The sequence below is a fragment of the Mameliella sp. AT18 genome (assembly GCF_028807275.1).
GTDB classification, from domain to species: Bacteria; Pseudomonadota; Alphaproteobacteria; order Rhodobacterales; family Rhodobacteraceae; genus Antarctobacter; species Antarctobacter albus.
The window spans coordinates 25,400-36,231 of the sequence record NZ_JARAMO010000305.1 but is presented as its reverse complement, the minus strand read 5'-3'; the positions used below and the strand labels follow the sequence as shown (position 1 = coordinate 36,231).

16 protein-coding genes and 1 pseudogene are annotated in these 10,832 nt (G+C 62.8%); 14 read left to right on the top strand and 3 right to left on the bottom strand.

Annotated features, from left to right (window positions below; all coding sequences use genetic code 11):
- The first annotated feature begins 108 nt into the window (after positions 1 to 108).
- The 4 genes from rpsJ to PVW46_RS25170 are packed head-to-tail and all read left to right on the top strand — an operon-like array spanning position 109 to position 2,176.
- Positions 109 to 414, top strand: coding sequence for a 30S ribosomal protein S10 (rpsJ, locus tag PVW46_RS25185; protein WP_023849092.1), 306 nt, complete (start codon positions 109 to 111; stop codon positions 412 to 414).
- Between the two features lie 15 nt (positions 415 to 429).
- A complete protein-coding gene (gene rplC, locus PVW46_RS25180; RefSeq protein WP_043137682.1) occupies positions 430 to 1,269 on the top strand; it encodes a 50S ribosomal protein L3 in 840 nt (279 codons plus the stop codon).
- On the top strand, positions 1,266 to 1,883 hold the full coding sequence (rplD, locus tag PVW46_RS25175) for a 50S ribosomal protein L4 (RefSeq protein ID WP_043137409.1): 618 nt from the start codon (positions 1,266 to 1,268) through the stop codon (positions 1,881 to 1,883). The genes rplC and rplD overlap by 4 nt, the downstream gene beginning before the upstream one ends.
- Complete coding sequence (locus PVW46_RS25170) at positions 1,880 to 2,176, top strand: 50S ribosomal protein L23 (RefSeq protein ID WP_043137403.1); 297 nt, start codon at positions 1,880 to 1,882, stop codon at positions 2,174 to 2,176. The genes rplD and PVW46_RS25170 overlap by 4 nt, the downstream gene beginning before the upstream one ends.
- 229 nt (positions 2,177 to 2,405) lie before the next feature.
- Here the strand turns inward: PVW46_RS25170 and PVW46_RS25165 are convergent, their stop codons facing one another.
- Positions 2,406 to 2,909 (bottom strand): hypothetical protein, encoded by a 504-nt coding sequence (locus PVW46_RS25165; RefSeq protein WP_069210848.1) that lies wholly within the window; start codon positions 2,907 to 2,909, stop codon positions 2,406 to 2,408.
- Between the two features lie 372 nt (positions 2,910 to 3,281).
- Here PVW46_RS25165 and rplB point away from each other — a divergent pair, with 372 nt between their 5' ends.
- The 5 genes from rplB to rplP are packed head-to-tail and all read left to right on the top strand — an operon-like array spanning position 3,282 to position 5,940.
- Entirely contained in the window at positions 3,282 to 4,124 is an 843-nt protein-coding gene (gene rplB / locus PVW46_RS25160) for a 50S ribosomal protein L2 (RefSeq protein WP_043137397.1), read from the top strand.
- A 3-nt stretch (positions 4,125 to 4,127) separates the two neighbouring features.
- The gene (gene rpsS / locus PVW46_RS25155) at positions 4,128 to 4,406 is read left to right on the top strand and encodes a 30S ribosomal protein S19 (RefSeq protein WP_043137396.1); all 279 of its coding nucleotides are present in this window, start codon (positions 4,128 to 4,130) and stop codon (positions 4,404 to 4,406) included.
- Positions 4,407 to 4,409: 3 nt separating this feature from the next.
- Entirely contained in the window at positions 4,410 to 4,790 is a 381-nt protein-coding gene (gene rplV / locus PVW46_RS25150; RefSeq protein WP_043137394.1) for a 50S ribosomal protein L22, read from the top strand.
- Positions 4,790 to 5,524 carry a 30S ribosomal protein S3 gene (rpsC, locus tag PVW46_RS25145; RefSeq protein ID WP_043137393.1) on the top strand — a complete coding sequence of 245 codons (735 nt, stop codon included), beginning with the start codon at positions 4,790 to 4,792 and terminating at the stop codon, positions 5,522 to 5,524. The genes rplV and rpsC overlap by 1 nt, the downstream gene beginning before the upstream one ends.
- Positions 5,525 to 5,526: 2 nt before the next feature.
- Positions 5,527 to 5,940: a 50S ribosomal protein L16 gene (gene rplP / locus PVW46_RS25140; RefSeq protein WP_043137391.1), complete on the top strand. Its 414-nt coding sequence runs from the start codon at positions 5,527 to 5,529 to the stop codon at positions 5,938 to 5,940.
- Between the two features lie 70 nt (positions 5,941 to 6,010).
- On the opposite strand, the gene PVW46_RS25135 is transcribed toward rplP, so the two are convergent.
- Positions 6,011 to 6,742 carry a lysozyme family protein gene (locus PVW46_RS25135; RefSeq protein WP_069210849.1) on the bottom strand — a complete coding sequence of 244 codons (732 nt, stop codon included), beginning with the start codon at positions 6,740 to 6,742 and terminating at the stop codon, positions 6,011 to 6,013.
- A 91-nt stretch (positions 6,743 to 6,833) separates the two neighbouring features.
- Between PVW46_RS25135 and PVW46_RS25130 the strand changes: the two genes are divergently transcribed.
- Positions 6,834 to 7,451 carry a 2OG-Fe(II) oxygenase family protein gene (locus PVW46_RS25130; protein ID WP_069210850.1) on the top strand — a complete coding sequence of 206 codons (618 nt, stop codon included), beginning with the start codon at positions 6,834 to 6,836 and terminating at the stop codon, positions 7,449 to 7,451.
- A gap of 65 nt (positions 7,452 to 7,516) precedes the next feature.
- Here PVW46_RS25130 and PVW46_RS25125 read toward each other — a convergent pair whose 3' ends face one another.
- Positions 7,517 to 9,109 (bottom strand): PAS domain-containing hybrid sensor histidine kinase/response regulator family protein, encoded by a 1,593-nt coding sequence (locus tag PVW46_RS25125; RefSeq protein WP_274578148.1) that lies wholly within the window; start codon positions 9,107 to 9,109, stop codon positions 7,517 to 7,519.
- 366 nt (positions 9,110 to 9,475) lie between these two features.
- On the opposite strand from PVW46_RS25125, the gene PVW46_RS25120 reads away from it, so the two are divergent.
- From PVW46_RS25120 to rpsQ, 4 genes and pseudogenes are all read left to right on the top strand, one after another.
- The gene (locus PVW46_RS25120) at positions 9,476 to 9,811 is read left to right on the top strand and encodes a hypothetical protein (protein WP_069210852.1); all 336 of its coding nucleotides are present in this window, start codon (positions 9,476 to 9,478) and stop codon (positions 9,809 to 9,811) included.
- A gap of 38 nt (positions 9,812 to 9,849) precedes the next feature.
- A complete protein-coding gene (locus tag PVW46_RS25115; protein ID WP_139132391.1) occupies positions 9,850 to 10,119 on the top strand; it encodes a hypothetical protein in 270 nt (89 codons plus the stop codon).
- 153 nt (positions 10,120 to 10,272) lie between these two features.
- Complete coding sequence (rpmC, locus tag PVW46_RS25110; RefSeq protein ID WP_043137381.1) at positions 10,273 to 10,485, top strand: 50S ribosomal protein L29; 213 nt, start codon at positions 10,273 to 10,275, stop codon at positions 10,483 to 10,485.
- A 3-nt stretch (positions 10,486 to 10,488) separates the two neighbouring features.
- Positions 10,489 to 10,710: pseudogene (gene rpsQ, locus PVW46_RS25105) on the top strand (30S ribosomal protein S17); the annotation flags it as partial.
- Positions 10,711 to 10,832: the final 122 nt, after the last annotated feature.

Genomic DNA, 10,832 nt, shown 5'->3' with positions numbered 1-10,832 from the left:
TTGGAAGGGCGCCCCGACCGGGGCGCCCTGACACTTCCGGGTTCGACGAAGGTTTGCGATGGTCGCAGATCCTCCTCTCAACCCCAACATCGTGAACAAGGCTGTTCAATGAACCAGAACATCCGTATCCGGCTCAAGGCGTTCGATTACCGCGTGCTGGACGCCAGCACCCAGGAAATCGTCAACACCGCCAAGCGTACCGGCGCAACGGTCCGCGGTCCCATCCCGCTGCCGAACAAGATCGAGAAATATACCGTTCTGCGCGGTCCGCACGTCAACAAGAAGTCGCGCGACCAGTTCGAGATCCGCACGCACAAGCGTCTGCTGGATATCGTCGATCCGACCCCGCAGACCGTGGACGCCCTGATGAAACTCGACCTCGCCGCCGGCGTGGACGTCGAGATCAAGGTATAAGGGAGGCCGATGAACATGCGCTCTGGAGTGATCGCAAAGAAGATCGGCATGACCCGTCTCTTCATGGAAGACGGCAAGCAGATCCCCGTCACCGTGCTGCAACTCGACAGCCTGCAGGTTGTCGCGCAGCGCACCAATGACCAGCACGGCTACACCGCCGTCCAGCTGGGCGCAGGCACCGCAAAGGTCAAGCGCGTCAGCCAGGCGATGCGCGGCCATTTCGCCGTTGCCAAGGTCGAGCCCAAGCGGAAAGTCGTGGAATTCCGCGTCGACCCCGAGAACCTGATCGAAGTGGGTGAGGAAATCATCGCCGACCACTACTTCGAGGGTCAGTTCGTGGACGTCAGCGGCATCACCATCGGTAAGGGTTTTGCCGGCGGCATGAAGCGCCACAACTTCGGCGGTCTGCGCGCCACGCACGGCGTGTCGATCTCGCACCGTTCGCACGGTTCGACCGGCCAATGTCAGAACCCCGGCAAGGTGTTCAAGGGCAAGAAGATGGCCGGCCACATGGGCTCTGTCCGGGTGACCACGCAGAACCTGCAGGTTGTCCGCACCGACAGCGACCGCGGCATCATCATGATCAAGGGCGCCGTTCCCGGCCCCAAGGGATCCTGGGTGACTGTCAAGGACGCGGTCAAGAAGCCGACCCCGGAGAACGTCATTCTCCCCGCCGCTCTGATGAGCGCCAAGCGGGAAGCGATGAAAGCCGCCGAGGAAGCCGCAGCCGCCGCAGCCGCCGAAGCCGAAGCCGAAGCCAAGCGTCTTGCCGAAGAGCAGGCCGCCGCCGAAGCCGAAGCGCTGAAGGCCGCCGAGGCTGAAATCGAGGCCGAGAAGAAGGAAGGCGACGAATGAAACTCGACGTGATCAACCTCGACGGCGGTTCCGCTGGCGAAGTCGAGCTGGACGAGGCCCTGTTCGGGCTGGAGCCGCGCGCCGACATTCTCCACCGCGTCGTCCGCTGGCAGCGTAACAAGGCGCAGGCTGGCACGCACAAGGTCAAGACCCGCTCGGAAGTGTCCTACTCGACCAAGAAGATCTATCGCCAGAAGGGCACGGGCGGCGCACGCCACGGCTCGCGCAAGGCGCCGATCTTCCGCAAGGGTGGCATCTACAAGGGTCCGACCCCGCGGTCGCACGGCCACGAGCTGCCCAAGAAGGTCCGCAAGCTGGGCCTGATGCACGCGCTGTCGTCCAAGGTGAAGGACGGTTCGCTGGTGGTGATCGAAGCCGCTGCATGCGATGGCAAGACCAACACCCTGGCCAAGCAGGTCGCGAACCTGGGCTGGAAGCGCGCGCTGATCATCGACGGCGCCGAGGTCAACGAAAACTTCGCCCGTGCAGCGGCCAACATCGAGGGTCTCGATGTGCTGCCGAGCCAGGGCGCAAACGTCTATGACATCCTCAAGCGTGACACGCTGGTTCTGACCAAGGCGGGTGTCGAAGCACTGGAGGCTCGTCTGAAATGAGCGCGAAGGCAGAACACTACGACGTGATCCGCAAGCCGATCATCACCGAGAAATCGACGATGGCGTCCGAGAATGGCGCCGTGGTCTTCGAGGTGGCGATCGACGCGGCCAAGCCGCAGATCAAGGAAGCGGTCGAGGCGCTGTTCGGTGTCAAGGTGAAGGCGGTCAACACCACCATCACCAAGGGCAAGCAAAAGCGTTTCCGCGGCACCCTGGGTCGCCGCAAGGACGTCAAGAAGGCCTATGTCACCCTCGAAGAGGGCAACACGATCGACGTGTCGACCGGGTTGTGAGGTCGGCGGGATAAACCCCGCCCTACGAATTCGGAGAGGCCCTCGCAGAGATGCGGGGGCCTTTTCCTTTGAGGGATATCCGCGCTCGGACGGTCAGCGGTACAGAGAAGTCAGGGGTTTACCGGGGCGCTTAAAACGACTGTTCACGCCTGGGCCAATCCGAGCCAGGGGACGACGTGCTGCATGTGGGGCCGCCTTGCGGTTGGTCGCCAGTATGGCCGCCCTCCGGTCATCCGCATTTGGCCATCGCGAAATCGAAGGCCCTGGAGAACCCGATCGCCGAAAAGGTGTAGAGTGGCTTTCCTTCTTGCGCCAGAAACAGACTAGAGCCGGGCGCGGTTTCCGCGGCTTTCATGGCTGCAACAGCCTTATTCGCATCGGATCGATATTGAATCCAGATTTCTTGCGCGCCGTTTCGGACCATGCTCGTCACCCGAAATGCGTTCTGACCGATCACCAGACGCAGCTTCCTGGCCGGCTGCAGGCGTTTCCCGGTCAGGAGATAGATCTCGGGGCGCGCATCGCCGCGATGTCTCCAGACATATAGCAGTGTGTTGCGGTCCTCCCGCGCAGGTGTAACCGCCCAACATACCCGGCGGCCATCGTGGGTTTCGACGAAGGTGGACCAGTCGCTTTCGGCAGCGCGGCCTGAGCCAGTTCCGCAGATTGCCGATATGCTCAGGGAAAGAAGAAAAACGAGAACCGTTCTGATGACGAGGTGTCTCTGCCTCATGAACCCAGCCTCCGAACCTCATTGCCCGGTATTTCGTGATGCGGACAATCCATGCGAGGCTTGCACGTCTGCCCCGCACCTTGCCAAATGTACCTAAGCTCGGGTTCCGCGTCTTTGATGTACCGCAAAGGATCTGATCCGCTTTGTTCGGAAGACAGGACCCGGGGCACTTGACCCCACGCGCTTCCTCCCTTACCAGACCCCATCCGCAGCAGCCCCGGATTCGTCCGGGGCTTTGCTATTGTCTGCGGATGTTGAGATTCGGGCACCTTCGGGGGCCTATACCACCGGGCACCTGCGGACGTCAGTCGAGGGGCCTTTCACATAGCCCCGGACACTTTCCGGGGCGCTAGCTAACGGAAGACAGAAAGCATGGCACTCAAGTCGTACAAGCCGACGACGCCGGGCCAGCGCGGGCTGGTGCTGATCGACCGTTCGGAGCTGTACAAAGGACGCCCCGTCAAGGCCCTCACCGAAGGTCTGACGAAGAAGGGTGGCCGGAACAACACCGGACGGATCACCGCTCGCCGCCGCGGCGGTGGCGCAAAACGCCTCTACCGGATCGTCGATTTCAAGCGCAACAAGTTCGATGTCAACGGCATCGTCGTGCGCATCGAATACGACCCCAACCGTACCGCCTTCATCGCGCTCGTCCAGTATGACGATGGCGAACAGGCCTACATCCTCGCCCCCCAGCGCCTGGGCGTTGGCGACAAGGTCGTCTCCTCGCAAAAAGCGGACATCAAGCCCGGCAACTGCATGCCCTTCAGCGGCATGCCGATCGGTACCATCGTCCACAACATCGAGCTGAAGCCCGGCAAGGGTGGCCAGATCGCACGCGCCGCGGGCACCTATGCCCAGTTCGTCGGCCGTGACGGTGGTTATGCCCAGATCCGCCTCAGCTCGGGCGAGCTGCGCATGGTCCGCCAGGAATGCCTGGCCACGGTTGGCGCGGTCTCGAACCCCGACAACTCGAACCAGAACCTCGGCAAGGCCGGTCGCGTCCGCCACATGGGCAAGCGTCCCTCCGTCCGCGGTGTCGTCATGAACCCGATCGACCACCCGCACGGCGGTGGTGAAGGCCGGACCTCGGGTGGTCGTCACCCGGTGACGCCCTGGGGCAAGCCGACCAAGGGCAAGCGCACCCGCAACACCAACAAGGCGTCGCAGAAGCTGATCATCCGCTCGCGCCACGCCAAGAAGAAGGGGCGGTAATCCATGTCGCGTTCCGTCTGGAAAGGTCCGTTCGTCGATTCCTACGTCCTGAAGAAGGCCGAGAAGTCGCGCGAGTCGGGCAAGAACGAAGTCATCAAGATCTGGTCGCGCCGCTCGACGATCCTGCCCCAGTTTGTGGGCCTGACGTTTGGTGTCTACAACGGCCAGAAGCATATCCCGGTCAACGTGACCGAGGACATGATCGGCCAGAAGTTCGGCGAATATGCACCGACCCGTACCTACTACGGTCACGCAGCCGACAAGAAAGCGAAAAGGAAGTAAGCCATGGGCAAGGATAAGAATCCCCGCCGCGTGGCGGACAACGAAGCGATGGCAAAGCTGCGCATGCTGCGCACCAGCCCGCAGAAACTGAACCTCGTCGCACAGCTGATCCGCGGCAAGAAGGTGGACAAGGCCCTCACGGACCTGACCTTCTCGAAGAAGCGGATCGCTGTTGACGTGAAGAAGTGCCTGCAGTCGGCCATCGCCAACGCCGAGAACAACCACGGTCTGGATGTCGATGAACTGGTCGTCGCCGAGGCCTACGTGGGCAAGAACCTGGTCATGAAGCGCGGACGCCCCCGGGCCCGTGGTCGTTTTGGCCGGATCAACAAGCCGTTCTCGGAACTCACCATCAAGGTGCGCCAGGTTGAGGAGCAAGCCTAATGGGTAACAAGACCAATCCGATCGGCATGCGCCTGCAGGTGAACCGCACCTGGGACAGCCGCTGGTACGCCGACACCAAGGACTATGGTGATCTGCTTCTCGAGGATCTGAAGATCCGCGAGTTCATCTTCAACGAGTACCGCAACCCGCCGAAGCAGGCCGGCATCAGCCGCGTGATCATCGAGCGCCCGCACAAGAAGTGCCGCGTCACGGTGCATACCGCGCGCCCCGGCGTCATCATCGGCAAGAAGGGCGCGGACATCGAGGTGCTGCGCAAGAAGCTCTCGTCGATGACCGACTCGGAACTGCACCTCAACATCGTCGAGGTCCGCAAGCCCGAGCTGGACGCACAGCTGGTCGGCGAGTCGATCGCTCAGCAGCTGGAGCGCCGTGTCTCCTTCCGTCGCGCGATGAAGCGGGCCGTGCAGAACGCCATGCGCATGGGCGCCCTGGGTATCCGGGTGAACGTGGCTGGCCGTCTGGGTGGTGCAGAAATCGCACGGACCGAATGGTACCGTGAAGGCCGCGTGCCGCTGCACACGCTGCGCGCCGACATCGATTATGCCAACGTCGAGGCGACTACGCCTTACGGCATCATCGGCATCAAGGTCTGGATCTTCAAGGGTGAGATCATGGAACATGATCCGCAGGCCCGCGACCGCAAGAACCAGGAACTCCAGGACGGTCCGGCCCCCCGTGGTGCCGGTGGCGGCCGCCGGGATGATCGGAGGTAACCATGCTTCAGCCAAAGCGTACTAAATTCCGCAAGGTTCAGAAGGGCCGGATCAAGGGCCAGGCCAAGGGCGGTTCCGATCTGAACTTCGGCGGTTACGGTCTGAAGGCTCTTGAGCCTGAGCGCGTTACCGCGCGCCAGATCGAAGCAGCCCGTCGTGCCATGACGCGTCACATGAAGCGTCAGGGCCGCGTCTGGATCCGTATCTTCCCGGACACGCCCGTGACCGCCAAGCCCATCGAAGTGCGTATGGGTAAAGGTAAGGGCTCGGTCGACCGCTGGACCTGCAAGGTCAAGCCCGGCCGCGTGATGTTCGAGATCGACGGCGTGAACGAGGAAATCGCTCGCGAGGCCCTGCGTCTTGCCGCGATGAAGCTGCCGATCAAGACCCGCGTCGTGGTCCGCGAGGACTGGTGACGTGATGGGTCAATGACCCATCCTACGGAAATTGGCCCCCGGCGCGAAAGCGGCGGGGGTTTTTCTTTGCTCAGCCGGGAAAGATCGCGGCCATCGCCCCGTCGAACCGTGCCCATGTCATCGTTGCCTTGTTGCCAGCGTAGCCCTCGTAATAGCTTTCGCCCGAGGGCAGGGGCAACCCGGCCCAGACCTTGGCCATACGGTACATGAAACTGCGGCGGGTGATCTCTCCGCGCTGGAAGGCGAGGAACCCGGCGTCGGCCAGCAGTTGATCGGCCAGGCGATCCTGCAATTCTGGGGTAAAGCGCATCCGCTTGTCGATATTCAGTTCGGCCACCAGAAAGCGCAGCGTGTCGGGGATGAACTGGTACCGCCCTATGGCATGCGGTTGTCCTGGTGTGGCGGCGATCCAGTTGAGGATTTCCTGGACGGTCAGCTCTGTCGGGCGTTTCGGCGGCTTTACGCGTGCGCCGTGAATGATCGCGTCATAGCCGTCAGGCCCTGCCTCGGCCTCGGCGATCAGGCTGCGCAACCGGGCGACCGCGGACTTGTCGGTCAAAGGCCCAGGGGATGGAGCTGGGGCAGGACCCGCGTCCGGCATGGGCGCGAAGAATCCCAGACGCCGTTCGTCGGCGAACAGGCTGGCGGGCCGGGCCGGTTTTGGCTGTGCCGCTGTGCGCAGGGCGATCAGCGGGGCGCGCGCGCTGCTTTCGCCACGCGGAAAGAGCGAGGCGGATTGAGCCGACGCAATTCCACCAAAGGCCAGCAGCGCCATCAGGATCAGACAGCGGATCGGGAACATTCTGTTCTCACCTCTCGTTTGGCTGCGACCATGCCGCCGAGAGGTTGAGATTCCATTTCCCCCGGTGTCTGGCTTGGGCTAAAGCGCGGACATGACCAAGATTCGTTCCCTTTTTGCCACCCGTCTTTACCAGGCCCGGCTGTCCGAGCATGGCGGCATCGACACCGATGAACTGGAAGGTTCGTGCTATTCCATCGCCGAGGATGACGAGGCGGGGCAGGACTGGTGCGAGGAACAGGGCTATCCCGGCTACACGTCTTACGCCTCGCTGACCGACCTGCCCTGGCGCTTCCCGATCTTTTCCGACCTGGTCAAGGTGCTGGACAAGCACGTCGCGGGTTTTGCCGAGGACCTGGAATTCGAGTTGGGAGACAAGAGCCTGGTGCTCGAGGATATCTGGATCAACATCCTGCCGGAGGGCGGTACGCATTCCAGCCATATCCATCCGCATTCGGTGATTTCGGGGACGACCTATGTGGCCATGCCCGAGGGGGCCTCGGCGCTGAAGCTGGAGGACCCCCGGCTGGCGATGATGATGGCAGCACCCACCCGCAAGAAGGGCTGCCGCGAGGAACTGAAATCCTTCGTCTACGTCGCCCCCCAGGTGGGCGATGTGCTGCTTTGGGAAAGCTGGCTGCGCCACGAGGTGCCGCTGAACATGGCGGAAGAAAACCGGGTCTCTGTCAGCTTCAACTACAAGTGGGAATGAGGCCAGGATCGGCAAAGCAGAAAGCTCTGCTGTCCGGAATTTGACTGCGGACCGAATGGGCGCTGTCAGACCTCGGGATTGACGGGCCGTCTGCGCGCGGAGGTGGCTGTCTCCAACAGGGTCGTGATCGCGGCGCGCAGCTCCGGGGCGGGCACGGGTTTCGCCAGGACCAGGTCGATCCCTGACCCCTCGCCACCTGTCCCGGGCTTGGCAAGGCCCGTCAGCAGGATCGTCGGTGTCGCCGGGTGCCTGGCCTTGATTTGTGCCGCGATCTCGGCCCCTGTGACGGCGCCGGGAACATGGTTGTCCAGCAGGGCAAGGTCAAAGGTGGCGCCGTCGATGGCCAAAAGAGCCTCTTCGGCATTGGCGGTGGCCGTGACCGTGAAGCCCCAGCTGCGCAGGTTGCGCAGCAATACATTGCGGATCGATGCCTCGTCTTCCAGCAGCAGCAGGTGCAACTTGTCGAATTTCGCGAAGTCGCCGGCCGGCGTGGGGGCCGCGGCCGTGCATTTTCCCCGGTGCAAGGGAAAGAACAGACGCACGCACGTCCCGACATCGGGCTCTGACTCGATGGCGATCTCTCCCCCCAGTTGCCGCATGAAACCCGCCGCCATCGACAGGCCCAGGCCAGACCCCTTGGAGCGCGGCTTGGTCGTGAAGAAGGGTTCGGTGACACGGGCTAGGTTCTGGGCGGCTATGCCCTGACCATCGTCCCGGATCGACAGGCAGGCGTATTCGCCTATGGCGACCATCGGACTGGCCGCCGCTGTTTCCGCCCGGACCCGGATCGTCCCGCCCTCGCGGATGGCATCCAGCGCGTTGATGAGAATGTTCAGGATCACCGATTGCAGGTTGTCCCGATCGGCAAAGATCGGAATGGCCGCCGGGGCGCGGTCGACAATGATGGTGGGCTTCTTGAGGGAGGTCCGCTCGAACATGGCGACGGCGCGGGCCGTCTCTTCGCCAAGGTCCAGCGCCACGGGCCGGATCGTTGCCTTCTGGGCACAGTTCAGAAGGCTGCGGGTCAAGGTGCCCCCACGCTTGGAGGCGGTGACGATTTCCGTCAGCAGTTGGTCGGTCAGCTCGCCGCCGGCCTCTTGCTGCAACAGTTCGGCGTTGCCCATGACAACGGCAAGGATGTTGTTGACGTCATGCGCGACGCCCGCGGTCAGTTCCCCAAGGGCGGCGAGGCGGTTGGCCTGGGCGCGGCGTTCCTCGGCCCGCCGGGCATCGGTGACGTCCAGGCTGCTGCCGAGGCCGCGCACGATCTCACCGGTTGCGCTGACTTCGGGGGCAACGATCTCGCGGATATAGCCAAGGCTGCGATCAGGGCGGAAAAAGCGGTACTCCATCTCGATGGTCTCACCCTGCAGGAGGCGCTGATAGGCCTCGCGCAGCAGGTTGCGATCCTCGGGGTGAATCATCTCCATCTCGCCTTCCAGGCCGCTGACCGAGGCGATGAATTCCTGCGGTGTCTGGCCAAAGATCGCCGCGTGGCGGACCGAGCAGACCTCGACGATGGATTGCCGTACATTGAAGACGAAATAGCCCAGCTGTGCGATGCGCGCGGCCTGTTCCAGCATCAGGGCATGGGACTGTCCGTCGATCCCGATCCGGCTGTAAAGCGCGTCGTCGCCAGAGGTCGGCCGATCTGACATGCGCTGCATCCCCCTGCTCGTCAGGTGCAAGTATACCGAGGCCGCGAATACCCCTGCAAGCGGTCAGAACGGGGCGCGGGAAGAGGCCGCAGGCGCGCTTTGGGCATCAACCCCTTGTTTGGATCATGAGTCCCACGCAAGCGTTGAGCATTGGTTAATTTTTGCGGGCCTTGTCATCTCTAATCGCTGTCAGTCTGCATTTCGCCGTAGACCAATGTTTCACCTTTGCCGTCGCATTCTGGCGACAGAGACACTTTGGGGGTTCAGATGGATATTCAAGTTTCCGGGCGCGGGCGGCTGGCCGCGAAGCTGCATCAATGTCAAGCTTATTCGCAGCGGTCAGGTCCTAGCAAGTCAGCCTATTCCGTGGGCCATCGCGCCAAGGCGCTGGTGCAACAGGCCTGCGCAAACGGCGAGAGCTTGCGCCAGGGGCAGGTGGCGTCAGGGATCGCGCGCAGGGCAGAGGAGAGTGCGGTGATCGAGGCCAGTTTCGTCAACCTGACCTACAATGCGACGACGATCATCGCGCATGACGATTCCGATTTGCCTGTCGACCCCGTACCGGCAGCGGCAGAGGGCGTGACGCCGGAGGGGTCGCAAGGCGCTACCGAGGGGGCCACTGCCTACGACGCATCGGCCATCTTCGTCTCGGCTCAGATCACATTTTCCGCCGCAAGCGTGGCGTTGGAATTGTTGCGTTAGCCGGTAGGTGACCGGTGTAATCTTTCTGACAAAACCGGTTGGCGGGCGAAGCCAGCAGGGATACGTTGCCGGTCCGGAACTCGTTCGGTGACTGTGGGCCGATGTCCGACAAATGGGGCAAACCAACAAGTGCTCAGGCGGCTCTCCTGCCCGAGCGCTTCAGGGATTTTCGCGCGGGCCTGATGACCGGGGAGAGTTTTGTTTTCGAGCTGACCGATTTTCGCGGATCGCGCTCGAACGCGCGTTTTCCGGAAACCACGCCGGGCGACAGGTTCGGCCATGTCATCGGCGGTCGCGGAGCAAGCTGAGCGCGCGGGCGGGCCTCATCGCAGATAGTCCTTGCATGGACAGGGATTCTGGCCTAATGGGGCCGCTCATCCACGGACTCCACCGGAATCAGGGTGACCCTGCATGCTCGCAGGCAGGGGCCTACCGGTGATGTTGCAACAAAGGAGAGGCGCATGAACGCCCAGGAACTCCGTGACAAGTCCCCGGACGAACTCCGGGACCAGCTTGTCCAGCTGAAAAAGGAGGCTTTCAACCTCCGCTTCCAGGCGGCCACGAGCCAGCTGGAAAACACGGCGCGCATGCGCCAGGTGCGCCGCGACGTCGCGCGCATCAACACCGTTCTGAACGAAAAAGCCGCTGCTGCGGCCTCGACTGCGGAGGCGTAACGAATGCCCAAGCGTATCCTGCAAGGCACCGTCACTTCGACCGCCAACGCCCAGACCGTGACCGTTCAGGTCGTCCGTCGCTTCAAGCACCCCGTGCTGCAGAAGACGATCAAGAAATCCAAGAAGTACCGCGCCCATGACGAGGCCGGTGCTTTCAACGTCGGTGACGCGGTCTCGATCCGTGAATGCGCGCCGAAGTCCAAGACGAAGCGTTGGGAAGTGATGACCGACGCGATGCTGGAAGAGCACAACAAGGCGCGCGCTGAAACCGCCGCAGCCGAACGTGCCCGCTTTGAGGCCCAGAAGGCCGCAGAGGCAGAAACCGCCCAGTAAGGGCAGAGTCGAGC

Bases quoted from the DNA above. Each gene is read 5' to 3' on its own strand.
- rplP (WP_043137391.1), top strand. From the start codon at position 5,527: ATGCTTCAGCCAAAGCGTACTAAATTCCGCAAGGTTCAGAAGGGCCGG.
- rpmC (WP_043137381.1), top strand. From the start codon at position 10,273: ATGAACGCCCAGGAACTCCGTGACAAGTCCCCGGACGAACTCCGGGAC.
- PVW46_RS25125 (WP_274578148.1), bottom strand. From the start codon at position 9,109: ATGTCAGATCGGCCGACCTCTGGCGACGACGCGCTTTACAGCCGGATC.
- PVW46_RS25130 (WP_069210850.1), top strand. From the start codon at position 6,834: ATGACCAAGATTCGTTCCCTTTTTGCCACCCGTCTTTACCAGGCCCGG.
- rplB (WP_043137397.1), top strand. From the start codon at position 3,282: ATGGCACTCAAGTCGTACAAGCCGACGACGCCGGGCCAGCGCGGGCTG.
- PVW46_RS25165 (WP_069210848.1), bottom strand. From the start codon at position 2,909: ATGAGGCAGAGACACCTCGTCATCAGAACGGTTCTCGTTTTTCTTCTT.
- rplD (WP_043137409.1), top strand. From the start codon at position 1,266: ATGAAACTCGACGTGATCAACCTCGACGGCGGTTCCGCTGGCGAAGTC.
- rpsC (WP_043137393.1), top strand. From the start codon at position 4,790: ATGGGTAACAAGACCAATCCGATCGGCATGCGCCTGCAGGTGAACCGC.
- rplV (WP_043137394.1), top strand. From the start codon at position 4,410: ATGGGCAAGGATAAGAATCCCCGCCGCGTGGCGGACAACGAAGCGATG.
- rpsJ (WP_023849092.1), top strand. From the start codon at position 109: ATGAACCAGAACATCCGTATCCGGCTCAAGGCGTTCGATTACCGCGTG.
- PVW46_RS25135 (WP_069210849.1), bottom strand. From the start codon at position 6,742: ATGTTCCCGATCCGCTGTCTGATCCTGATGGCGCTGCTGGCCTTTGGT.
- rpsS (WP_043137396.1), top strand. From the start codon at position 4,128: ATGTCGCGTTCCGTCTGGAAAGGTCCGTTCGTCGATTCCTACGTCCTG.
- rplC (WP_043137682.1), top strand. From the start codon at position 430: ATGCGCTCTGGAGTGATCGCAAAGAAGATCGGCATGACCCGTCTCTTC.
- PVW46_RS25170 (WP_043137403.1), top strand. From the start codon at position 1,880: ATGAGCGCGAAGGCAGAACACTACGACGTGATCCGCAAGCCGATCATC.